General features: G+C 46.6%; 16 protein-coding genes and 1 pseudogene. 9 read left to right on the forward strand and 8 right to left on the reverse strand.

Annotation, left to right across the window (positions count from 1 at the left end; translation table 11 throughout):
* Nucleotides 1–9: 9 nt before the first annotated feature.
* Both ACYIA1_RS06125 and ACYIA1_RS06130 read right to left on the reverse strand, forming a co-directional pair.
* Nucleotides 10–3,213 (reverse strand): efflux RND transporter permease subunit, encoded by a 3,204-nt coding sequence (locus ACYIA1_RS06125; protein WP_122382272.1) that lies wholly within the window; start codon nt 3,211–3,213, stop codon nt 10–12.
* A 5-nt stretch (nt 3,214–3,218) separates the two neighbouring features.
* On the reverse strand, nt 3,219–4,328 hold the full coding sequence (locus ACYIA1_RS06130) for an efflux RND transporter periplasmic adaptor subunit (protein ID WP_008772235.1): 1,110 nt from the start codon (nt 4,326–4,328) through the stop codon (nt 3,219–3,221).
* 150 nt (nt 4,329–4,478) lie between these two features.
* On the opposite strand from ACYIA1_RS06130, the gene ACYIA1_RS06135 reads away from it, so the two are divergent.
* Nucleotides 4,479–5,312 (forward strand): helix-turn-helix domain-containing protein, encoded by an 834-nt coding sequence (locus ACYIA1_RS06135; RefSeq protein ID WP_057326551.1) that lies wholly within the window; start codon nt 4,479–4,481, stop codon nt 5,310–5,312.
* Nucleotides 5,313–5,363: 51 nt separating this feature from the next.
* Here the strand turns inward: ACYIA1_RS06135 and ACYIA1_RS06140 are convergent, their stop codons facing one another.
* The gene (locus tag ACYIA1_RS06140) at nt 5,364–6,548 is read right to left on the reverse strand and encodes a dicarboxylate/amino acid:cation symporter (RefSeq protein ID WP_480334719.1); all 1,185 of its coding nucleotides are present in this window, start codon (nt 6,546–6,548) and stop codon (nt 5,364–5,366) included.
* Nucleotides 6,549–6,671: 123 nt separating this feature from the next.
* Here ACYIA1_RS06140 and ACYIA1_RS06145 point away from each other — a divergent pair, with 123 nt between their 5' ends.
* Both ACYIA1_RS06145 and ACYIA1_RS06150 read left to right on the forward strand, forming a co-directional pair.
* Nucleotides 6,672–7,355 (forward strand): SGNH/GDSL hydrolase family protein, encoded by a 684-nt coding sequence (locus ACYIA1_RS06145; protein WP_195283871.1) that lies wholly within the window; start codon nt 6,672–6,674, stop codon nt 7,353–7,355.
* Nucleotides 7,356–7,359: 4 nt separating this feature from the next.
* On the forward strand, nt 7,360–9,876 hold the full coding sequence (locus tag ACYIA1_RS06150) for a glutaminase domain-containing protein (protein WP_480334721.1): 2,517 nt from the start codon (nt 7,360–7,362) through the stop codon (nt 9,874–9,876).
* 43 nt (nt 9,877–9,919) lie between these two features.
* On the opposite strand, the gene ACYIA1_RS06155 is transcribed toward ACYIA1_RS06150, so the two are convergent.
* Both ACYIA1_RS06155 and ACYIA1_RS06160 read right to left on the reverse strand, forming a co-directional pair.
* Entirely contained in the window at nt 9,920–10,807 is an 888-nt protein-coding gene (locus ACYIA1_RS06155) for a helix-turn-helix domain-containing protein (protein ID WP_048927257.1), read from the reverse strand.
* Nucleotides 10,808–10,822: 15 nt separating this feature from the next.
* Nucleotides 10,823–11,740, reverse strand: a complete 918-nt coding sequence (locus ACYIA1_RS06160) for a helix-turn-helix domain-containing protein (RefSeq protein WP_036615856.1) — start codon at nt 11,738–11,740, stop codon at nt 10,823–10,825.
* 233 nt (nt 11,741–11,973) lie between these two features.
* On the opposite strand from ACYIA1_RS06160, the gene ACYIA1_RS06165 reads away from it, so the two are divergent.
* From ACYIA1_RS06165 to ACYIA1_RS06175, 3 genes are read left to right on the forward strand one after another with little or no spacing between them, the layout of a single operon-like run.
* Nucleotides 11,974–13,047 carry an alpha/beta hydrolase gene (locus ACYIA1_RS06165; RefSeq protein WP_196010043.1) on the forward strand — a complete coding sequence of 358 codons (1,074 nt, stop codon included), beginning with the start codon at nt 11,974–11,976 and terminating at the stop codon, nt 13,045–13,047.
* Nucleotides 13,048–13,055: 8 nt separating this feature from the next.
* Nucleotides 13,056–13,922 carry a DUF3737 family protein gene (locus ACYIA1_RS06170; protein WP_196010042.1) on the forward strand — a complete coding sequence of 289 codons (867 nt, stop codon included), beginning with the start codon at nt 13,056–13,058 and terminating at the stop codon, nt 13,920–13,922.
* A gap of 5 nt (nt 13,923–13,927) precedes the next feature.
* Entirely contained in the window at nt 13,928–15,094 is a 1,167-nt protein-coding gene (locus ACYIA1_RS06175; RefSeq protein ID WP_044545375.1) for a MalY/PatB family protein, read from the forward strand.
* A 90-nt stretch (nt 15,095–15,184) separates the two neighbouring features.
* Here the strand turns inward: ACYIA1_RS06175 and lacZ are convergent, their stop codons facing one another.
* Together lacZ and ACYIA1_RS06185 are read right to left on the reverse strand one after the other, a co-directional pair.
* Entirely contained in the window at nt 15,185–18,295 is a 3,111-nt protein-coding gene (gene lacZ, locus ACYIA1_RS06180) for a beta-galactosidase, LacZ type (protein WP_480334724.1), read from the reverse strand.
* Nucleotides 18,296–18,307: 12 nt separating this feature from the next.
* Nucleotides 18,308–19,465, reverse strand: a complete 1,158-nt coding sequence (locus ACYIA1_RS06185) for an MFS transporter (protein ID WP_036615868.1) — start codon at nt 19,463–19,465, stop codon at nt 18,308–18,310.
* 114 nt (nt 19,466–19,579) lie between these two features.
* Here ACYIA1_RS06185 and ACYIA1_RS06190 point away from each other — a divergent pair, with 114 nt between their 5' ends.
* From ACYIA1_RS06190 to ACYIA1_RS06200, 3 genes and pseudogenes are all read left to right on the forward strand, one after another.
* A complete protein-coding gene (locus ACYIA1_RS06190; protein ID WP_005857157.1) occupies nt 19,580–19,984 on the forward strand; it encodes an HsmA family protein in 405 nt (134 codons plus the stop codon).
* 162 nt (nt 19,985–20,146) lie between these two features.
* A pseudogene (locus ACYIA1_RS06195) lies at nt 20,147–20,269 on the forward strand (cytochrome-c peroxidase); the annotation flags it as partial.
* A gap of 73 nt (nt 20,270–20,342) precedes the next feature.
* On the forward strand, nt 20,343–22,082 hold the full coding sequence (locus ACYIA1_RS06200) for a thiamine pyrophosphate-dependent enzyme (RefSeq protein ID WP_158533119.1): 1,740 nt from the start codon (nt 20,343–20,345) through the stop codon (nt 22,080–22,082).
* A gap of 4 nt (nt 22,083–22,086) precedes the next feature.
* Here ACYIA1_RS06200 and ACYIA1_RS06205 read toward each other — a convergent pair whose 3' ends face one another.
* Nucleotides 22,087–23,190: a Gfo/Idh/MocA family protein gene (locus ACYIA1_RS06205; protein WP_005862575.1), complete on the reverse strand. Its 1,104-nt coding sequence runs from the start codon at nt 23,188–23,190 to the stop codon at nt 22,087–22,089.
* Between the last annotated feature and the right edge of the window lie 83 nt (nt 23,191–23,273).

Below are 23,273 nucleotides of genomic sequence, written 5' to 3' on the forward strand. Positions count from 1 at the left end.
CCGGATAGGTTATTTCTTGCTATCTAAATATTCTTTTCTTTCTTCGGCGGCCTCTTTTACCTCTTCTTGCACCTGCCAATCAAGGGAACGCTCGAATTGGATCGGGCGTAGTTTCTCTTGCAGGTATTGGAACGTGATGAATAAGCAAGGCACGATAAATAACAAAGCCAATGTACCGATCAACATACCGCCAACGGCACCGGTTCCCAACGAGCGGTTTCCATTAGCGCCTACGCCGTTGGAAACGATCAATGGCAGCAAACCGAATATCATCGTAAGAGCGGTCATCAAGATCGGGCGCAGACGAACCTTCGCCGCGCTAAGAGCGGCCGAGGTCAGGCTCATGCCGGACAAGCGGCGCTGGGTAGCGTACTCCGTCAATAAGATGGCGGTCTTCGCCAACAACCCGATCAACATGATCAGACCGGTTTGCAGATAAATGTTATTCTCCAATCCCATGAACTTGGCGAACAAGAAACTACCCATCAAACCCATCGGTACGGAAAGAATCACGGCGAAAGGAACAAGGAAACTCTCGTACAAGGCACTTAGGATCAAATAAATCATCAAGATACAGATACCGAAGATGATAATGGTCGTATTACTCTGCTGGTTCTCCTCACGGGTGATACTACCGAAGTCATACCCGTATCCTTTCGGGAGTGAGGTGGCCGCTGTCTCTTTTACCGCCTTGATAGCATCCCCGGAGCTATATCCATTGGCCGGTACGGCATTGACGGCGATCGAATTATACATATTGAAACGGGCTAAAGATTCGGCACCGTATACCTTGGTCAAGGTGATAAACTGACTAAGCGGTGCCATCTCGCCGTTCGACATGCGTACGAACGTATTATTCAAGGAGGTCTCATCCAGACGATATTTAGGATCGGACTGTATCATCACCTTATACACCTTCGAGAAGCGGTTGATATTCGACACATATTGCCCTCCGTAATAACCGGAAAGGGTTGATAGAACAGCATCCGGAGTGATTCCGGCCCGTTTGCATTTCGCCGCGTCCACATCCACGCGCCATTGCGGGTACTTGATATCGAAGGTAGAGTAAGCCGTAGCGATCTCGGGCCGTTCACGCAAGGCTGCGAGATATTGCTGGGTCGTGTTAAAGAAGGTCGTTAAGTCTCCACCGGCCTTGTCTTGCGTATGCATTTCCAATGCGTTACCCATACCATATCCGGGGATCATGGCGGGGGCGATGGCGAAAATCGTAGCGTCCTTGATATCTGCCGTACGGCCATATACCTGTCCGATCACGGCTTGTACGTTATCTTCCTTGTCCGGGCGCTCATCCCAATGTTTTAGTTTCAAGATGAACATACCGAAAGAGCTACCTTGTCCGGCCAGCAAACCATAACCGGAAACCTTGGAATAAGATTGAAGCTGTGGAATCTGGTTGATCCGTTGCTCGATATTCGTCATGATCTTGTTAGTCGTAGCCAAGGAGCTTCCGGAGGCCGTACTTACGTTGACAAAGACCGTACCTTGATCCTCATCGGGTACCAAGCTGGATTTTGTCGTGTTCATCAAGACGATAAGTAATACGATGGAGCATGCCAATAAAGACCAAGCCAGCCATTTCCGCTTGATAAAGAACAACACCCCGTGCTTATATTTCTTGATGACCGAATCGAATGCGGCGTTGAACGCCTTACGGAAGCGGGCGGCGAAGTTATTCTTTTGGGTGCCGTCCTCGTTGATGTAAGGCTTCAATAAGATAGCGCAAAGCGCCGGGCTTAACGTTAACGCGTTAACGGTAGAGATACCTACGGCCGCTGCCATCGTCAAACCGAACTGCGTATAGAATGTACCGGATGTACCGCTCATGAACGATACCGGGATAAACACGCCCATAAATACCAATGAAGTAGAGACGATGGCGGATGTTAATCCTTTCATCGCGTCCATACTAGCCATATAAGAGGACTTATATCCAACGTCGAACCGAGCTTGGACTGCCTCGACGACAACGATCGCATCGTCCACCACCGTACCGATCACCAATACCAAAGCGAATAAAGTGATCAAGTTGATGCTAAATCCGGCGACCGTCATAAAGGCGAACGTACCGATCAAGGAAACTACGATCGCTACCAACGGAATCAGCGTAGAACGGATATCCTGCAAGAAGACATATACCACAAGGATAACGAGGATAATGGCCTCTATCAAGGTTTTTACAACCTCATGGATCGAGGCGTACAAGAAATCATTCGTACTCATCAATTTTACGACCTCGATACCTTTCGGGAAGTCTTTCGAGGCTTCCTCAAGAAAAGCGTCGATCTTATTATTCACCTCCGTGGCATTCGATCCGGCTGTCTGGAAAACCATACAGGAGATACCCGGCTTACCGTTTGTTTGTCCGATATAGGCATAACTCTCCTTTCCTAACTCAATGTCCGCTATCTCTTTTAGCTTCAATACCTCTCCATCCTCGGTGGAGCGGATCACGATATCGCCGAATTCCTCCGGAGTAAGCAGGCGTCCGCTATATTTCATGGTGTACTGATACGTCTCGTCCGAGTTCTCGCCTAAAGAACCCGTGGCGGACTCAATATTTTGCTCGGCCAACACAGAGGTCACGTCCGAGGGAATCAATTTGTATTGGGCCATCACGTCGGGCTTCATCCAGATACGCATACAGTAATCGCCGCCCATAACCATCAACTCGCCGACTCCGGAGATACGGAGTATCTCTGGTTTTAGGTTGATGCTGATGTAATTACTGAGGAAGTTCTCGTCATAAGAACCGTCCGGGCTATAGAGCGAGAAGATCTGTAACATACTGGTCTGGCGCTTGGAAGTCGTGACACCTACTTGGGTAACCTCGGCCGGCAATTGCCCGGTCGCTTTCGATACACGGTTCTGTACGTTTACGGCGGCCATGTCCGGATCGGTTCCTTGTTGGAAATAGATCGTGATCGTGGCGGTACCGGAGTTGGTAGCCGTGGAGGTCATGTAGGTCATATCTTCCACGCCGTTGATCGCCTCTTCCAAAGGGGCTACGACACTCTTCTGCATGGTCTCGGCATTCGCCCCGAAGTAAGTCGTACTGACCATAACGGTAGGAGGGGCGATATCCGGATATTGTTCTACGGGCAAGGTGAAAAGCCCGATGATACCCGCAACCATAATCGTGATGGAAATCACGGCGGAGAGTACGGGGCGTTCTATAAATGTGCTAACTTTCATTGTTCTTAATTTTGTTTTACTTCAATCGGTGTTCCTTCACGCAATAAGCCTACGCCTTCGGCTACGATCACGTCGCCGCTATTCAATCCGGCGTTTACGATATACTCTTGTCCTCCGTTCACACGGGTAACTTCTACAGGAGCGGATTGCGTCTTGCCGTCCACTACCTTGAAGACAAATACCCGGTCTTGGATCTCGAACGTGGCGGCTTGGGGAATTACGACGCAGTTATCGTATGTAACCGGAATGATCACATTCCCGGAGCCCCCGCTATTCAATAATTGCTCCTCGTTCGGGAATGCGGCACGCAAGCTGACTGTTCCGGTGTTTTGATCGATAATGCCGCTGATCGTCTCGATCTTTCCCGTTTGGGGATAAAGCGATTTATCGTTCAGTTGAAGCTCTATCTCGGGCATATTCTCCAAGGCTTTGTCTTTCGAGCCGTATTGACGGGTCAAGGCCAATAGCTGATTCTCGGTCATGGAGAAATACACATACATCTCGGAATTGTCCGATACCGTGGTGAGCGGTTTGGGCAGGTTTGCGCTTACTAATGCGCCTACACGATAAGGCAGGGTTCCGATGACGCCGTTCGAGGGGCTTTTCACTTCCGTGTAAGAAAGGTTGTTACGGGCGTTTATCTCTTGTGCCTCCGCTTGGGCTAATTGGGCTTTTGCCGAGAGTAGAGTGTTGTAGGCGGTCTTTAGGTCGAACTCGGAAACTACTTTGTTTTTATACAATTCTTGTTTACTGTCGTAGGTCAGTTGCGCTGTCGCTACAGATGCCTTAGCGGCCTCTACGTTCGCAATGGCGGTGTTTAAGGCCGCTTGATAAGGAACTTGATCAATAATAAATAAGACTTGTCCTTTTTTTACACTCTCGCCTTCCGTTACGCAGAGCTTTGTAATAAAGCCGGATACTTGCGGATAAATATCGATGTCCTGTTTTCCTCGTATACTCGCCGAGTAATTATTGGATAAAGTTTTCTCCGAAGTGAATACGGTCATTGTCGCATACCCTGAACTTTGTTGGATTACAGGGCTTTGTTTACACCCAACAGCTACGATACACCATAAGGCGATCGCAGTCTTCATCAATCGATTTTGCTTTTTCATCTTAACTAATACCTATATTTTCGGATGCAAAGCTACTCGCTTATCGGCGAACCATTGTTTCCACAATGAGGCGATGATTGTTCATTTTGAGATGGAATGATCCGTTATGTGATAAGGAACCTTTATATTTGCGAACAAAAAAGTAACTGAATGAATCCATTTAAATTAAGAAAAGAAGAATCATTTACCATGGGGGAATCCAACTTAGAAAGCTTGTTGGATAGTCCTTATAAGATAGGGCAGGGAATGATTCTATATTGTTATAGCGGGACGGCAAATATCTCGGTAGATTTAAACAAGTGGGATATCGTGCAAAATACGATTATCTCGTTGATCCCGAAAACAATCTTGACATTGAACCAGAGTAGCGATAATTTCAAGGTACAGTATATCTCTTTTTCGACATCTATGTTTCAAGAGGCGGTGTTCCGCCTAGACCCTTCTTTTTTCCGCTTCATTAAAGATAATCCTTGCCATACCCATTCTTCGAGTGAGGGGGAAATCGTAAATGTCATAATTCGTTTGTTCTGGCTGATTTACTACGATCGGAATAACTTATATCGAGACATGATCGTGAAGAACCAGTTACAGTGCTTCTTCCTTAATATGTACGATAAGACTAGGCATGCGTTTCCCAGCCATCAGCGAAACGGTTATAATCGAGCGGAGGAGATCTTTCATAAATTTATCAATTGTATCCACACCCATTATCTCGACCAGAAAGATGTCTCTTTTTATGCGAACGAGCTTTGTATCTCTCCCCGTTATTTATCGACCATAGCTCGGCAAGTGACGGGCGAGTCGGCGAAGACCATTATAGACCGGCATATCATATTGGAGACAAAGGTATTGTTGCGTACCACGGAAATGACCGTACAGGAGATAACGAATCACTTGAACTTTCCTAGCCAATCCTATCTGGGACGGTATTTCAAGAAGCATACGGGGGAATCACCCATAGAGTATCGAATGAAAAGAAAGTGATGCTACTTACTGCAACCCGCATTGCAGTAAAATGGCTATGGAAGTTTGTTTTTATAAGACCGTGGAAGCTTTTTCCGTTTGCCTTTGATCAAACGTATCAGTAATTAGGGTAAGGGCACCATCTCCCGTCACGTTGCAAGCCGTACCGAAGCTGTCTTGCAAAGCGAATATCGTAAGCAATAATGCCGTTCCTGCCTCGTCGAAACCTAGAATAGCGATGATCAAGCCCAATGAGGCGAGCACCGTACCGCCCGGTACGCCGGGAGCGCCGATCGCGAAGAAACCAAGCAAGATGATAAATACGAGCATCGTCGTGAAGTCCGGCATACTTCCATATAATATTTGTGAGACGGTCAATACGAAAAACACTTCCGTCAAGATAGAGCCGCATAGATGGATGTTCGCGAACAGGGGGACAGTCACGTCAATTACTTCCTCTCGCAAAATCTTGCTTTTCTTGGCGCAGGTCAAGGCCGTGCCCAAGGTGGCGGCGGATGACATGGTGCCTAAGGCTGTCAAATAAGCGGGTCCGTAGTATTTCAATACGCCCCAGCTATTTTTCCGGGAGTAAATCGATGCGACTACATACAGTAAGGTCAACCAGATGTAATGGCAAATGATGACAATCAACAGGACGGATAAAAAGATAGGCAACTGCTTCGTAATCGCCCCCTCATAACTGAGGACACAGAAATTCGCGGCGATGAAAAGCGGCAACACCGGCATCAAGACCCGTTCTACCAATTTAAGCACCATGTTCTGGAATACTTCCAGCAACCTCTCCATCTCCTCGGATTTAACCCATGCGGTAGAAAGTCCCAGCATCACGGCCAATACCAATGCCGACATAACGCTCATCACTGGCGGAATCTCTAGATTAAACAACATGGGAGGGATGTCTTTTAGATCTTCCGAGGCGGTTTGAATATGCAAATGCGGTATTAACTCGTAACCCACAACGGCGCCAAAGGTAGCGGCGCCAACCGATGACAGGTATGCGATACTAAAAGCGAATAATAAGACTTTGGATGCGTTGCTTTTTAAGCGGGCGATGGATGGTGCCACGAATCCTAGAATGATCAACGGAACCAAGAAGAAAATAATCTGTCCCGTAATTTGTTTTATGATCATGACCGCTTTTAACACAGACTCGTTTACGACAAGCCCAACCAGAAGTCCGATCAAGACGGCCAGTATCAACCGTACGATCGTGTTGGAAAGAATCTTTTTCAGCATATTCGGATGTTTTTATTTTTCAATGACAGCAAATATAAGATATTTTCTTGTGTGAATGGGTGGGTGGACAATTTTCATTACTTTTGTTTGATGAAAATAAAATCGTATTTTATAATAAGTAATATGAAAAACATGAAACAAGCTTTACTAGTAGCGGGCTGTTTATTGGCTACCACTACATTATTTGCCCAGACCGAGAAGGGGGACTGGGCTCAGTTTGGTCGTTATGCGGAGGCTAACAAGACCGTGAAAGTCCCTTCGAACGTGGTATTTATGGGGAACTCCATTACAGACGGATGGTGGCCGGCGGATTCGACCTTCTTTATCCAGAATAATTTCGTAGACCGTGGGATCAGCGGACAGACAACCTCGGAGATGTTAGTGCGTTTTCGCCAAGACGTTATTAATTTGAAGCCGAAAGCAGTGGTAATCTTGGCGGGAATCAATGATATCGCTCACAATAACGGTGTGATCGCCTTAGAGAACGTGTATGGTAACTTGGTCTCCATGGCGGAATTGGCGAAAGTAAATAATATAAAGGTGATTTTTTGTTCCGTGATGCCGGCATACGATTTTCCTTGGAGACCGGGTATGAAGCCGGCCGATAAGGTTATCCAGCTCAATAAGTGGATCAAGGAGTATGCGGATAAGAATGGCTTGACGTACGTGGATTATCATTCCGCCATGAAAGATGAGCGAAACGGATTGCCCGCTAACCTGTCGAAAGATGGTGTGCATCCGACCTTGGAAGGCTATAAGATCATGGAGAAGATCGTGCTGGAGGCCATTCATAAAACCGTAAAGTAAGCAGATGAGAAACTATTTATTGGCTTTATCTTGTTGTACGGCTTTATCTTGTTGTACGCAAGTGAAAGTTTCCGAGGTATATACGGCGGCGGCAGAGAACTCTTTACGTGCTCCTGCCGTTCCTTTGGTCACGATCGATCCCTATACAAGCGCATGGTCGTTTGCCGATCAATTGAATGATGAGTCGGTACGGCATTGGACCGGCCGTGATTATCCGCTTCTGGGCAGTATACGGGTAGATGGTAAATCATACTGTTTCATGGGAATGGACGATATACAGGTGACCTCGGTGATCGGTACGGCCTCGGATGGCCTATGGGAGGCCGATTATACGATGTCTCAGCCTGCCGGTGATTGGTTCGCCGAGGCTTATGATCCGAAAGGTTGGAAGCGGGGAAAAGCCGCTTTTGGAACGGAAGATAATCCCAATTGTTCCACGCCTTGGTCTACAGGCGATATCTGGGTACGTCGTACGTTTGACTGGCCTTCGGATGTGCGAAAGGATGCCCTCTACCTCCAATATTCGCACGATGATAATATCGAGGTGTATCTAAATGGAAAGCAAATCGCCGTGGCAGGGAATGGTCTGGACTATGATTTGCTGAAAGAGATACCGGAAGCGGTGGCGGAAAGCTTGAAGCCTACGGGTAACGTGTTGGCCGCTCATTGCCGGAACAATGGGGGAGGCGCTTATGTGGATATGGGAATCATGCGGAAGGTGAAACGAGGAGATACGTTCGATGAGAAAGCGATCCAGAAATCCGTGAACGTGATGCCTACGCAAACATTCTACACCTTTGAGTGCGGTGGTGTAAGTCTGGACTTGATTTTCACGGCTCCCTTCTTGCTGAATGATCTGGAAGCTATGACCTCTCCGTTTAATTATATAACCTATCAAGTCCGCTCCATCGATGGTAAAGATCACGACGTGCAATTATATATGGAAGCCACGCCGCAATGGGCCGTGAATACGATCGATCAAGAGGTGACTTTTGAGAAAACGGAAACCCCTAATTTAATTTACCTAAAGACAGGAACAATCGATCAAGAGGTTCTGGCGAAAACCGGGGATGATGTACGGATTGACTGGGGATATTTCTATTTGGCTATCCCAAAGAAACCGGGAGTCTCCGCAACGATCGACGAGTATTATGCTACGAAGAAAGCTTTCATGACTACTGGTAATTTACCGGCTGGATCGCAAAGTCTCTCTTCGGATATGCGCGAGCAAATGACGGTTCTCGCTTATACGGACCCGATCGGCAAGGTCTCCAAGGAAACCGTCTCCGGACATTTGATGATCGGTTACGATGATTTATATTCGATCCAGTATTTCCAAGACAACCGGATGCCTTATTGGAAGCACGACGGGAAAGTGGATATCCATCAGGCGTTTGAGAAAGGGGAGGCTTCTTACGAGGATCTGATGCGGCGTTGCGGTTCCTTTGATTCTTCTTTGATGAGCGAGACGAGTGCCGTGGGAGGGAAGAAGTACGCCGAGTTATGCGCTATCGCATATCGGCAGGCGATCGCCGCCCATAAATTGGTGACTGATAAAGATGGGACTCTCTTATTCCTCTCTAAAGAAAATTTCAGCAACGGTTCTATCGGAACGGTGGATATAACGTATCCTTCCGCTCCTTTATTCTTAGTGTACAATACGGATTTGTTGAAAGGAATGATGAACCCTATTTTCTATTATAGCGAGAGCGGACTGTGGAAGAAACCTTTCCCGGCTCACGACGTGGGTACATATCCGGTTGCGAACGGTCAGACCTACGGTGGCGATATGCCCGTGGAAGAAAGTGGTAATATGCTTGTGTTAGCGACCGCCATAGCGGTAGTGGATGGTAATGCCGATTATGCCGCCCAACATTGGGAGGTTTTGACTACATGGGCGAATTACTTGTTGAAGGAAGGCCTTGATCCGAAGAACCAACTTTGTACGGATGATTTCGCCGGGCATTTCGCCCATAACACGAATTTGTCCATCAAGGCAATTATGGGAGTTGCCGGCTACGGGAAATTGGCGGAGATGTTAGGCAAGACGGATATCGCTAGGCAATATACGGAAGCCGCCCGTGAGATGGCCGCTAAGTGGGTAAAAATGGCAGATGATGGCGATCATTACCGCTTGACTTTCGATAAGCCGGGTACTTGGAGCCAGAAATACAACTTGGTATGGGATCGCTTGCTGGGCTTGAATATCTTCCCGAAAGAGGTTGCCGCTATGGAAATGGCTTATTACAAGACAAAGCAAAATAAATACGGTTTGCCGTTGGATAACCGGAAGGATTATACGAAGTCCGACTGGATTTTATGGTCCGCTTGTTTGACCGGATCGATGGAGGATTTTAATACGTTGATGATTCCGGTCTGGAACTATGCCAACGAGACGACTTCACGTGTTCCTCTAAGCGATTGGCATTTTACTTCTGATGGTACGCAACGAGGTTTTCAAGCCCGTTCGGTTGTCGGGGGATATTTTATGAAGATGCTGGAAAAGAAGCTAGGAAAATAATGTTATTCTAAGAAACGGAAGGGGGATGGCCTCCTTCCGTTTCTTAGTTTTGCGCATATGGATATTCACTGGGGGCGATGCCTGTGATCTTCTTAAATATAAGGCTGAAATACTGTACGTTCGGATAACCTAGTTGCCGTGCTACCAGAGCGGGAGTATTACCGTTTTTCAGTAGCATTGTCTTAGCCACACTCAACCGTTTGAACTGAAAATATTCCTCCAGCGTTTTGCCGGTCTCGAATCTTAACAGGTCGTTGAAGTAAGCGACAGAAAGATTCAGTTCTGCCGTACAATATTCGATGGTGGGTAGCTGGCCGTTCTCTAATTTGCCGGAAATGATATACTCGTCGAGGAGCCTTTCCAATTTCTCCAAGATAGCCTTGTTCTTATTCTCCCGGGTAATGAACTGTCGCTCATAATAGCGTGTACAATAATCCAATAATAATTCAATGTGGCGGGATAGAATGGTACCACTGTGTGTATCGATGGCATGGTGAAGCTCATCCTCGATGTTTTCCAGACAACACGTAACTTTGGCTGTCTCACGTTGGGAGAGATGTAGCGCCTCTTCCTTATTATAAGCGAAGAAGGTATAGTTCTTAATATGGTTGTCCAATGACGTGCGGAACAATAGGTCGGGATGGAACGCTAAAAGGTACCCTTTGTCGGGTAACGTATTATTCTCGCTCATACGGAAAATCTCACCGGGAGTAAGGAATACCATCGTAGCGTTGGAATAATCGTAATACTTACGTCCGCAACAATAACAACCGTCCGGGCAGTCTTCTATCAAGAGAATCGCATAGAACTCGAACTTTACGGCCTCTTGCTCTAGGTTCGGGCTCTCTAGATTGATGAGGCTTACTTGTGGGTGCAGCGTCTTGCATCCCAAGCACCGGTTACATTCATATACGGTCTTAATATCTAACATCTTCTTGAACGCCTTCTATAGATTCGTTGATAGACCGATCTGCGCACGGTATTCACTTGGCGTGTATCCTACCCGTTTCTTGAATAGCCGACAGAAGTGCTGCGGATATTGGAAACCGAGGGAATATGCGATTTGGCTGACTGTGTCCGCCGTGTCGGAGATACGTTCTTTGGCTAGCTCGATTACTTTCTCTTGGATGTATTCCTGCGGTGATTTGCCGGTTTCCTTCTTGAACATGTCACCGAAATAGTTCGATGAGAGGCAAAGCTTGTCGGCAAAGTATTTCACCGTAGGCAATCCGTCCTGTTCGGCGAGTGCACTTTCGAAATACTCATCCAATAGATTTTCGAAACGTGTCAGCACATCCCGGTTTGTCTTGCCTCGGGTGATGAACTGCCTTTCATAAAAACGCATACAATAATTAAGTAGCAGTTCGATATGGTTTACAAGTAAGGTTTTACTATGTTTATCCACGCCATGCTCCAGTTCCATACGGATAATCTTCAGGCAATCCATCACGATAGATCTTTCTTCTTCCGAGAGGTGTAACGCCTCGTTTACCTCGTAAGAAAAGAACGTATATTTCTTGATACTCTTTCCGAGTGACGTTCCACGCAGTAAATCGGGATGAAAAAGAATACCATGTGCGTTTACTTGGACTTTATCGGTGGTCGGGTTTGTTTCCGCTGTTTGCCCGGGGGCGAAGCAAACGATCGTGCCTTCTTGGTAATCGTATGTCTGGCGTCCGTATTTGATATCGCATGCTTTCTCTAGTTTTAGATACAGCGCATAGATGCCGTAATTGAAGCGGATGAGATCTACACTACTCGTCGCTTTATTCAAATCTATGACACTGACAAGCGGATTTAGGGTTTCGAGACCATATAGTTTGTTATATAGGTCTACACTATCTAAGTTAAGTATCTTATCCATAAGCCGTACGTATTTAATCAATAATTCTGTACGCGAAAATAGAGGATAATTCATATATAGTTATAACCCTAATTACGGATTATATAACCATTGTTACGGATTATGTGTATTTACAGGTTTTCTGGCTGATTCTGCAAAACCTGTAATTGAGGTCATGACATCCGTAATTTATCTACAAAGGGATGCTATTTGAGCTTCTATCTTTGCCATCGTAAAAATAAACAAGGAACGACATGAAGAAGTCATTAAGAGAATTATGTACGGCAATAGCCATATGCTTTTGCGCTACGGGAAATCTGTTCGCTACAGACAATCAATTTAATACCGATCATACAATGGACAAGAATTTGAATCTAACTAAGGAGTGGGATAAAGTATTCCCACAGAGTGACAAGGTGAGCCATAGTAAAGTTACTTTTCGTAATCGCTATGGCATTACGCTTGCCGCCGATATGTACAAACCCAAGCATGCGGATGGAAAATTGCCTGCTATCGCTATTAGCGGTCCGTTCGGTGCCGTGAAGGAACAATCCTCGGGTTTATATGCGCAGGAATTGGCGGAACGTGGATTTCTGACGATCGCTTTCGATCCGTCATATACAGGCGAGAGTGGCGGAGAGCCTCGTTATGTAGCTTCTCCCGACATCAATACGGAAGATTTCTGTGCGGCCGTCGATTTCCTTTCGACACGTGATGATGTGGATGCGGAACATATCGGTATCCTCGGTATCTGCGGATGGGGAGGCATGGCTCTTAATGCGGCGGCTATCGATACTCGTATCAAAGCGACCGTTACCTCTACGATGTACGATATGAGCCGTGTGAACGCTAATGGCTATTTTGATGCGATGGATACCGACGCACGTTATGAATTGCGCAAGCAACTCAATGAACAGCGTACCGCTGACGCAAAGTACGGCTCATATGCCCTTGCGGGAGGCTTACCCGATACGTTACCCGACGATGCGCCTCAATTCTTGAAAGACTACTACGCTTATTACAAGACGAAGCGTGGTTACCACAAGCGTTCGCTCAACTCGAATGGCGGATGGAACAAGACCTCGGCTTTATCGTTCATCAATATGCCTATACTCTCGTATAGTGACGAGATTCGTAGCGCCGTATTGATTATTCATGGAGAGAAAGCGCATTCACGTTACTTCAGCGAGGATGCTTTCAAGAAACTGAATGGTGATAACAAGGAATTGCTAATTATACCCGGAGCGAATCATGTGGATTTGTACGATCAGATGAATGTCATTCCCTTCGATAAGATTGAACGGTTCTTTGTAGAAAACTTCAAATAAGATCCATTATGCAACAGATAAAGAATATGGAATTTAGTGGTGAGCGCCCTTTGTTCGCCTCTCACGATTTACAATTAGACAATGTCGTTATTCATGCCGGGGAGTCGGCATTGAAAGAGTGTAGCAATATCATAGCCGTAGGCTGTCATTTTGAGGGTAAATATCCGTTTTGGCACGTGGATGGCTTCACCATCAAGAATAGTCTGTTTACCGAAGGTGGACGTGCTGCGTTATGGTACTCCCAAAATCTAGTGATGACGGATACACGGGTGGAAGCCCCAAAGATGTTTCGGGAGATGGACGGTATCAGACTGGAAAACGTACAACTACCCAATGCTCAAGAAACCCTTTGGCATTGCCGGAACGTGGAATTGATAAATGTGCAAATAGATCATGCTGATTATTTATTTATGCACGGCGAGAACATTAAAATCCGGAACTACGCTCAAAATGGAAACTACTCGTTCCAGTATTGCAAGAACGTGGAAATCCGTAATGCGGTCATCAACTCGAAAGACGCTTTCTGGAATACGGAGAATGTTACCGTATACGATTCCGAGATTAACGGCGAGTACTTGGGGTGGCACTCGAAGAACCTGCGTTTGGTAAATTGCAAGATCTCAGGTACGCAGCCGCTTTGTTACGCCCACGATCTTATGATGGAGAACTGTACGATGGCAGATGATTGCGATCTAGCCTTTGAATACAGTTCCGTGCAGGCGACTATCAACAGCTCGATCCGTAGCGTGAAGAATCCCCGTACGGGAAGTATCACCGCCGAAAGTTATGGTGAGGTAATCCTCGACGAGAACATCAAGGCTCCGGGTAATTGCCAACTGAGGCTATGGAATGAACGTACTTGCTTTTCCGCATAAAGAATATGAGATATAACTTCGATGAAATAGTGCCTCGTACCGGTACGAACTCTTATAAATGGGATAGTGCCGTGGGCACGGATGTACTACCGATGTGGGTGGCCGATATGGATTTCCGTACGGCACCCGTTATTATCGAAGCTTTACGGCAACGTGTAGAACATGGTATTTTCGGTTATACCCAAGTGCCGGATGCATATTACGAAGCGGTGACAGGTTGGTTTGAACGTCGGCATGGATGGCAAATACGGAAAGAATGGATGATTTATACCTCCGGTGTTGTTCCGGCTATTTCCGCCGTTATCAAAGCGTTGACCGAGCCGGGTGATAAAGTACTGGTGCAGACTCCGGTTTATAACTGTTTTTTCTCATCCATCCGCAATAACGGATGTGAGATTATCCGCAACCCTTTGTCTTATGCCCATGATACATTCACGATTGATTATGAGGATTTGGAGAGAAAAGCCGCTGATCCGAGGGTAAAGGTCATGTTGTTGTGTAATCCTCATAATCCCGCTGGAAGGGTATGGACACGTGAGGAATTAAGTCATATCGGCGAGATATGTATCCGTAATGGTTTAACAGTCGTATCGGATGATATACATTGCGAACTCGTATTTCCGGAATATACTTTTACGCCGTTCGCATCTATCTCGGAAGAATTCCTACGGCATTCCGTAACATGCCTGTCACCTAGTAAGGCTTTCAATATAGCTGGATTACAGATCGCCAATATCGTGTGTTCCGATGAGAACCTACGTCGGAAGATAGACCGGGCAATCAATATCAACGAGGTATGCGATGTGAATCCTTTTGGTGTAATAGCTACCATAGCGGCCTATAATGAGGGAGAGGAATGGCTGTCGCAACTGATCGATTATTTATGGCAGAATTACTTATACATGAAAGATTTTTGCGGGAAATATCTGCCGGACTTCCCGATAACCTTGTTGGAAGGCACTTATCTAGTATGGATGGATTGCCGTAAGTTAGGTAAATCATCGGAAGAATTGGAGCACTTGCTGATCGAGAAAGCGAAGCTATGGCTCAATGCCGGAACGATGTATGGAGCAGAAGGCGAAGGTTTCATGCGTTGGAATATCGCTTGTCCACGTTCCTCGCTGATAAAGGGACTGGAACGGTTTAGGAATTTTGTAGGTAGTGGCTGTTAAAGAATAGTGATGATAGAAAACGAGAGAAGGGGAAAACAACAATTGCTTTCCCCTTCTTTCATATATCTCTCGCTAGATAAAAGATTCGTTTTACTCGATCTCGATGCTATGTTTTACCGGAGTAAGAATGAACGTGAACTCATAGTCGCCGTAAGGAATTTGATATTCCGGGAGTGCGATAGTTCCCCAGCTATTTACACAGCCCAATCCCATCTGCACCTTATCGAGACAAAGGTTTGTCAAGTCAGCTTCCTCTACTTCGGGAGAGTGTCTTTGATCCTTCCGGGCACCGTCGTCCAAAGACTCGATCGTATAATGTAAAGCGGAAGCGGAGAATGGGGCAGAGGCTACAACCTCGATACCGTTGCCAGCCTCGTTCAGCATTTTCCACCAGCGGATATCCGATTTCGTTCCATTCTCTTGCGGACGGATATACGAATAGAACTGCTCATCTACGGTCTGGCGGTAAATAGCCAAGTCAGCGTTACCCTTGCGGTCGATATAATTCTCCACGGGACCACGGCCGTAGTATTCGATATTCTCGAATGATCTCGGCATCGGCATTTGCATACCGAAGCGGAACATGGGGGATACCTTGGCATTCTTGTCTGCTGTCATTTTCTGGGTAACCTTGATCGCACCCTTGTTATTGATCACGTACGTCAAGTTCAACTTGGCGGATACGGTCGGCATATCGTAAGCGGCCTCTACGATCACTTGCTTGCTCTCCATCCGTTGGTTAAGAGAAGTCAGCTTCATCTCCGGATTCTTCCATGCGGCGTACTTTTTCTGTAGGCCAGCTCCGAAATCATTGTCTGTCGGCGTGCGCCAGAAGTTAGGAGTCAAAGCCTCTCCTTCCTTGATCATGTCTTGGCCGTTTACCTCGTATTTGATCAGATAACCATTCTCTCGATTGAACTCGGTACGGAAACCACAACCTTCCACGATCAGGTAATTCGCATCGCTATCTTGTACGACTGGAGCCTTGGTTTCGATATTGGTTGTCTCCACGTTTTTCAATTCCATAGATGGAGCCTTGTATGGATTCAACGTCAGCTGATCCTTGGCTACGGTATGTCCGGCGGGTAATAAACCCTCACGGTTCTTCAGTTTATAAGATACATTCAGCAACCATTCCGTGCATTGGCAAGTCTCGCCTAGATCCAATCGGATCGTTGATGTTTGTTGGGGAGCTACTTTCAGGTCATCGACACGTCCGCTACGAACAACCTTGCCACCTTTCAGCATTTCCCATTCCAGATAATAAGCGGAAAGGTCACGGAAGAAATTCTCGTTGTACACCTTGATCTCACCTTTCGACAGATCGCCGGGGGTTGTCCAGATATCTTGGTAATAATACCCCACCTCGTACATATGCGGGTTCGGAACACGATCCGGGCTGATCAAGCCGTTATCGCAGAAGTTATTATCGCTAGCGTCGAACTTATTGAAATCGCCGCCATAAGCATAGATCATTTTCCTGTTCTTGCCGGTCCAGCGTACGGATTGATCCACGAAGTCCCAGATGAAGCCTCCTTGATATTTCGGATATTTACGGATCAAATCCCAATATTCCTTGAAACCACCTTGAGAGTTACCCATGGCATGGGCGTACTCACATTGTATCAAAGGCTTTTGCATGGAGTTGTCCTCGCAGTATTTAGCGCAATCCTCGTAGTTGTAATACATCGGGCAGAAGATATCTGTCTTTCCGGTCTTTCCGGCCTGCTCGTATTGTACGGCACGGCTGGGATCCTCGTTTTTGATCCAATCGTAAGCGGCCTCGAAGTTAGGACCGTATCCCGCCTCGTTACCCAAGGACCAGAAGATTATACTCGGATGGTTGAAACCACGTTGGACGTTACGTTGGTTACGTTCCAGATGCGCTTTCTTATAAGATGGGTTCTTGGCTAACGTTTCCTCGCCGTATCCCATTCCGTGAGACTCTACATTGGCCTCGGCTACGACATAGATACCGTATTTATCGCAAAGATCGTACCAGAAGTTATCATCCGGGTAGTGGCAGGTACGAACGGCGTTCAAGTTGAATTTCTTCATGATCTGTATGTCCTGTATCATGCGTTCACGTGAAACGACATAACCGCCATCGGGATCCATCTCGTGACGGTCGGCACCCTTGAAAAGAACCGGTTGCCCATTCACGAGTATCTGGGCGTTCTTTAATTCGATCTTACGGAAACCTACTTTTACAGGGATTACTTCGATTGTTTTGCCTCCCTCTTTTAAAGTAGCCCGTAAAGTATATAGATAAGGAGTCTCCGCGGTCCATTTGTGGGGAGAGGAGACTTCTATCGTCGTGCTGACCTTTCCGGAAGCGTTCAAGGATTGGGTAGCGACAGCTTTATTCTGGGCATCCAATAGTTCAAGCTCTACCGTACCTTTACCCTTCATGGTCAGGTTGACAGCCAACGAGCCATTTTGGTATTGAGCGTCCAGATCCGGAGTCACACGTATATCGGCGATCTGTTGCTTTGGGTTACGGGCGTATAAATAACAATCACGTCCGACACCGCTGTAACGGAAGAAATCTTGGTCTTCCAGATAAGTGCCATCACACCAGCGGAATACTTGGAAAGCGATCAGGTTTTTTTGTCCGGGTTTCAAGTAAGGAGTTAAGTTAAACTCCGCTTCCAGCTTGCTATCTTCGCTATAGCCTACGTACTTCCCGTTTACCCACAAATACATATTGGAGGTAACGGAGCCGAAATGGGCGATGATCTCTTTTCCGTTCCAGCCGGCAGGAACCATGATCTCACGGCGGTAGGAACCCACATGGTTATTAACGGTAGGGACCTCGGGTGGGTTGTTCTTAAATTGCTCGCGCCAAGCGTAACCAACGTTTACGTAGAGAGGATCTCCATATCCGTTCAGTTCCCATACACCGGGCACAGGCATATTGTTCCATCCTTTGTCGTTGTAATCGGTCCGCCAGAAATCGGTAGGACGAGCGTCAGCGTTCTTTACCCAAAAGAATTTCCAAGGACCGTTCAAGGTCATGAAGTTCTGGGATTGTTCCTTGGCGTCCTTCGCCGCCACCTCGGCGGTCTCGTAGGCGAAGAAATTGGCGTGCATCGGGGCACGGTTTACGGCGTTGACCTCGGGATTTCGCCACTCATTCGACTGGGCTACCGCTGTGAAAGCCAAAGCGGCAAACAGTCCGGTCATAAGTTGTCTTTTCATGCTATTATATTTTTAATCTGCTTTACGGAATTGCAAAACTAAGAATAAAATTCCGGGTATGGCAATAATTCCGGCGGAAACTAACAGGGCGACATGCAAAGAATAGAAATCATTTAGCCAACCTATAAATGGGGCGATGGCAGCGAATATCAAGCGGATCACAAAGTTACGGATCGACAAGACCGTAGCCCGCATCTCCGAGAAGGTCATTTGATTAATGTAACCTTTCAAAATCGGTGTGGCGAAGCCCCGGACTATATAGAAAATGAACAAGATCGCTAATCCCCAATAAGTAAGGTTATAAGCGAGCGATATATATCCACCGATGATTACAAGTAGTATAAACGTGTTTGATTTACGCATCCCGAAATACCGCTCTACCCGATCAGAATAGAGGGCGGACAATCCCACCGTCAGATTGAGCACGGTCCAAATGACACCGTAATAGGAGGTCGGGGTTTCCAACTTCATCAATACGGGCTGCACGAACCATGCCATCGTTAATGTAGCGGCTCCGATGATACCGGAGAACATGATGTTATAGCATAGCCTACGGTTCGTAACCAAGGAATATTTCAAAATGCGGAGAATCTCGGAAACCGGGTTCTGCACCTTACTCTTAGTATTGAATTCCTGCAAGGCGAACGCTGCCGGAATGCCGATAAAGGCGACAAACGCTTGGGCGTAAAACGGCAATCGCAAGGAATAAGCGGCCAGCAATCCTCCGAATATCCCGGCGATGGCCTCGGCGAAATTACCGATCATCGTGATACGTCCCTCGTACCGCAAGTAAAGTTCTTCTTTTTTATATCGTACGGTTGTATCGTAGAGCAGCGCCGAATCCGCTCCGTTTACCAAGGTTTGCCCGGTTCCCAACAGGATCTCGGCGAATAGAAATGCCGTGAAAGTGGAGGTGAAAGAATAACATAGGTACCCACCAAAGAACAGTATACAACCTAGAATCAAGCATTTCTTACGTCCCCATACGTCCGCTAGGTAGCCCGAAGGAATCTCCAAAGCGACAGCGGCGACCGAGTAGACACTCTTCAAAATAAATACGTCTTGCAATCCTAACCCATGATCCTCATAGAAAAGGACAATGATAGGCATTACGAGCGAGAACCATTTGGATAACTTGATCAGATAGAGAGCGAGTATATTTTGTTTCATATTTTTCAACGGGATTGCCCTGTCGTTTTTATTTGGACACGCGAATGTATGAATTCTTTGCCAATAGCCTGAACTTTTTTAGGAAGCTTCTGTTCTTTTTGAAAAAGGAAAAATATGGTATTCAATCAACTTGATATTCATTTACTGATTACGGCCATTTGTGTGATATCATCCGCCTTGATATGCTATACGATCGGGGTCTGGGGCGAGCGTTTCCAAGGACAGTTAAAAGCGTGGCATCTTTGGTTTTTTGTATTAGGACTTTATGCGGACGCTATTGGAACGGGCTTGATGGAGCATATCGCCCAACTGACCCATTTACATGATACGGTACATACTGTAACGGGAATTATCGCTATTTGCTTGATGCTGATCCATGCGATCTGGGCGATTTGGACTTACTTTAAAGGTTCGTTAAAAGCCAAGCAGCATTTCAACAGATTTAGCATTGTTGTGTGGTTCATCTGGTTAATTCCTTATTGTATCGGTATCTACATGGGGATGTCTCTCCATAAATAGAGGCCATCGCTCATATATCTTGAGAAATAAATCGTACATTTGGTGATATGTTTACTATATGCCATATCCCGGAAAAAGGTTTTGCCGATAAATACGCCCGTATCACCTCGGAAGGGGTCGTGAAGTGTCTATTTAGCTTCATAATGTAAGGGATGTAGAGGATTTCCCCCGGCGGAATATCCCGAGACCGTAAATAAGGATGAACTGGGGAACTTAGGTTTATCTCAGGAAGAGGAGACTGCGATTGTCGCTTTTTTACGAACATTGACGGATTGCATCAAATAAAAATCAGTCTTTCCAAAAACTTTCTCCAGCCCTTGATAGTTTTCTTAATAAAATAAAAAGAAGAGTTTAAACTATGGCGAAGAAAGTTGCGGACCAGTTAGTGGATACGCTGGAAAAAGCAGGCGTACGACGTATATACGCCGTGACAGGCGATAGCCTGAATGAGGTAAACGAGGCTGTTCGGAAAAACGGCAGATTGCGGTGGATTCATGTCCGTCATGAGGAGACGGGAGCTTATGCCGCTGCGGCGGAGGCTCAATTGACAGGCGAGTTGGCTTGTTGTGCAGGTAGTAGTGGCCCCGGGCATGTACATTTAATTAATGGACTGTATGATGCCCAACGATCCGGAGCCCCGGTTTTGGCGATCGCTTCCACGATCCCTTCCCGGGAGTTTGGTACAGAATATTTCCAAGAGACAAATACGATCAAATTGTTCGATGATTGTAGCTATTATAATCAGGTAGCCACTACACCGGAACAATTTCCCCGGATGCTTCAAGGCGCTATGCAAGCGGCGGTCTCATCACGTGGGGTCGGGGTGATCGGACTTCCCGGTGACTTGGCGGCAGAGAATGCTACAGCGGGTTTGTCCTCTACCTTTTCTTTTCCTACGCGACAACGGGTTTGTCCCGCCGAACAGGAAATCCGGGAATTAGCGGATTTGTTGAATAATGCGAAGAAAGTGACACTTTATTGTGGAATAGGGGCGAAAGATGCCCATTCGGAATTGGTGCAGTTGGCTAAATTACTGAATGCTCCGGTAGCCTATTCTTTCAAGGGTAAGATGGAGATCCAATACGATAATCCGAACGAGGTGGGGATGACCGGTCTATTGGGCATGCCTTCCGGCTATTATAGTATGCACGAGGCAGAGGTGTTGGTGTTGTTGGGAACCGATTTTCCATACGAGGCATTCATGCCAGAGAGCAACACGATCGTACAGGTGGATATCAATCCGAATCGTCTGGGGCGTCGTGCCAAGATACAAATGGGGCTTTGTGGCGATATGAAGGATACTTTGGATGAGTTGATTCCGTTGATTCACCAGAAAGAAGATAATAGTTTCTTGCGGGAACAGTTGGCTAAATATGAGAAAGTTCGGGGAAATCTCCGTTCTGCCGCCACTGTCCGGGGGAAAGAAGAGAAGATACAGCCAGAGTACGTGATCTCGGTCGTAGACAAGCTTAGCTCGGACGACGCCATATTTACCGTGGATACGGGTATGACTTGTGTATGGGGTGCCCGCTATTTGCAAGCTACGGGTATGCGGAAGATGTTGGGATCATTCAATCATGGCTCGATGGCGAACGCCATGCCGCAAGCGATAGGGGCGGCATTGGCTTATCCCGGCAGGCAAGTCGTGGCGTTGTGTGGTGATGGAGGTATCTCAATGTTGTTGGGCGACCTTGCTACGATCGTGCAATACCATTTGCCGATTAAATTAATCGTGTTTAATAACCGTTCCCTAGGAATGGTAAAACTTGAGATGGAGGTGGCCGGACTGCCGGATTGGCAGACCACGATGCTGAACCCGGATTTCGCCCGGGTCGCCCTTTCAATGGGAATGGCGGGCTACAACGTGATCAACCCCGACGATGTATTCCCCACCTTGCAGAAAGTGTTTAACGCTGACGGACCGGCCTTGGTTAACATCATGACCGATCCGAACGCATTAGCGATGCCTCCCAAGATTGAGTTCTCCCAAATGCTTGGTTTTGCCCAAACCATGTATAAGTTAATGATGGAGGGGCGAAGCAAGGAGGTCTTGGATACCATCGATACGAATCTAAAACATTGGAAAGAGGTGTTTTAAACTCTCAAAAGAGCTGGATAACCGCTTTAGATTTCGCACTTTGAATGGCAGCGTCCAATATCCGTACTACCATTAGGTTATTCTCCAACGAGGAAAGGTCCGTGGGAGGTACGTCAATCTCTTTACGGACGGCGGCTTTCAAGAAATAAAAGGAATCATTATAAGGAGCGTTCAAGGAAGGTGCTATTTCTTGGCGCTCCTTTCCGTTGGTATAAATTCGCATTTCCTTAGGTGTATCTTGGTAAATATATCCTTTGTCGCCATAGATATGCATATCTTTTCTACCCATCGGCCAACACCATGATCCCATGATCTGGACGGTTGCGGAAGGATATTCCACGATAATAGTCGCGTCATCGTCTACCTTGGGATAAAGATTCGGTTTATTCTGCCGTAGTACGGCGTATACGCTAAGGGGCTTTTCATCTTTCATGAGACGGGTGGCTAAGTTGGCTCCGTAACATCCAAAATCGATAACCGCCCCGCCGCCATTCAGCACGGGGTCGGTTAACCAGTCCGTGAACTCTTTTCCGCAGTTGATCTCGAAGGGACCTTGATGCCCGTCGTATACGTTGATACGATCGATCTTCCCGATAGCACCGCTGTCAATAAGGCGGAATGCCTCATGGTTGGTATTATACCACGTAGTCTCGTAGTTGGTAAGCAACAAGATATTTTTCTCACGGGCGAGCGATGCCATTCGGGTAGCATGTTCGTTATTTACGGCCAATGGTTTTTCTACCATAACATGTATGCCTCTCGGCGCGCAAGCCTCTACCACACGAAGATGGTCGTAGATCGGCTCGTATACGATGACCGCCTCCGGATGGGTCTTGTCCAGCATCTCGCCAAGGTCCGCATAGAACAGGTTTGGATCTAGCTTATCCCGCAGACCGTTATGTTCCCGTAAGTAATCATCTTTCTCGGCGACTCCTACAATCTTGAAATCGCCTCTATCCAAACGGCTTATCACCTCCCATAGATGTCCGTGGGATACCCCTGCCACGGCCAGTCGCAAAGGCTCTCCATCTTGCCCTTTCGCCGTGAGAGTTAAGAACGTAAATGTACATAACATAAGTAAGTAACGTGTGATCTTGTGTATATTCATGATATTATCTATATATAGTTTTTACAAAGATATACGATTATTTCTTACCTTTGCAACCCATTACTTATTCAGATTAAGGAAAA

It is taken from the genome of Parabacteroides sp. KHUB-02 (assembly GCF_056640955.1).

Coding starts and splice junctions, on each gene's coding strand:
- ACYIA1_RS06160 (WP_036615856.1), bottom strand. CDS start 11,740: ATGGATAAGATACTTAACTTAGATAGTGTAGACCTATATAACAAACTA.
- ACYIA1_RS06125 (WP_122382272.1), bottom strand. CDS start 3,213: ATGAAAGTTAGCACATTTATAGAACGCCCCGTACTCTCCGCCGTGATT.
- ACYIA1_RS06175 (WP_044545375.1), top strand. CDS start 13,928: ATGAGATATAACTTCGATGAAATAGTGCCTCGTACCGGTACGAACTCT.
- ACYIA1_RS06140 (WP_480334719.1), bottom strand. CDS start 6,548: ATGCTGAAAAAGATTCTTTCCAACACGATCGTACGGTTGATACTGGCC.
- ACYIA1_RS06145 (WP_195283871.1), top strand. CDS start 6,672: ATGAAAAACATGAAACAAGCTTTACTAGTAGCGGGCTGTTTATTGGCT.
- ACYIA1_RS06135 (WP_057326551.1), top strand. CDS start 4,479: ATGAATCCATTTAAATTAAGAAAAGAAGAATCATTTACCATGGGGGAA.
- ACYIA1_RS06190 (WP_005857157.1), top strand. CDS start 19,580: ATGGTATTCAATCAACTTGATATTCATTTACTGATTACGGCCATTTGT.
- ACYIA1_RS06155 (WP_048927257.1), bottom strand. CDS start 10,807: ATGTTAGATATTAAGACCGTATATGAATGTAACCGGTGCTTGGGATGC.
- ACYIA1_RS06185 (WP_036615868.1), bottom strand. CDS start 19,465: ATGAAACAAAATATACTCGCTCTCTATCTGATCAAGTTATCCAAATGG.
- lacZ (WP_480334724.1), bottom strand. CDS start 18,295: ATGAAAAGACAACTTATGACCGGACTGTTTGCCGCTTTGGCTTTCACA.
- ACYIA1_RS06205 (WP_005862575.1), bottom strand. CDS start 23,190: ATGAATATACACAAGATCACACGTTACTTACTTATGTTATGTACATTT.
- ACYIA1_RS06170 (WP_196010042.1), top strand. CDS start 13,056: ATGCAACAGATAAAGAATATGGAATTTAGTGGTGAGCGCCCTTTGTTC.
- ACYIA1_RS06165 (WP_196010043.1), top strand. CDS start 11,974: ATGAAGAAGTCATTAAGAGAATTATGTACGGCAATAGCCATATGCTTT.
- ACYIA1_RS06150 (WP_480334721.1), top strand. CDS start 7,360: ATGAGAAACTATTTATTGGCTTTATCTTGTTGTACGGCTTTATCTTGT.
- ACYIA1_RS06200 (WP_158533119.1), top strand. CDS start 20,343: ATGGCGAAGAAAGTTGCGGACCAGTTAGTGGATACGCTGGAAAAAGCA.
- ACYIA1_RS06130 (WP_008772235.1), bottom strand. CDS start 4,328: ATGAAAAAGCAAAATCGATTGATGAAGACTGCGATCGCCTTATGGTGT.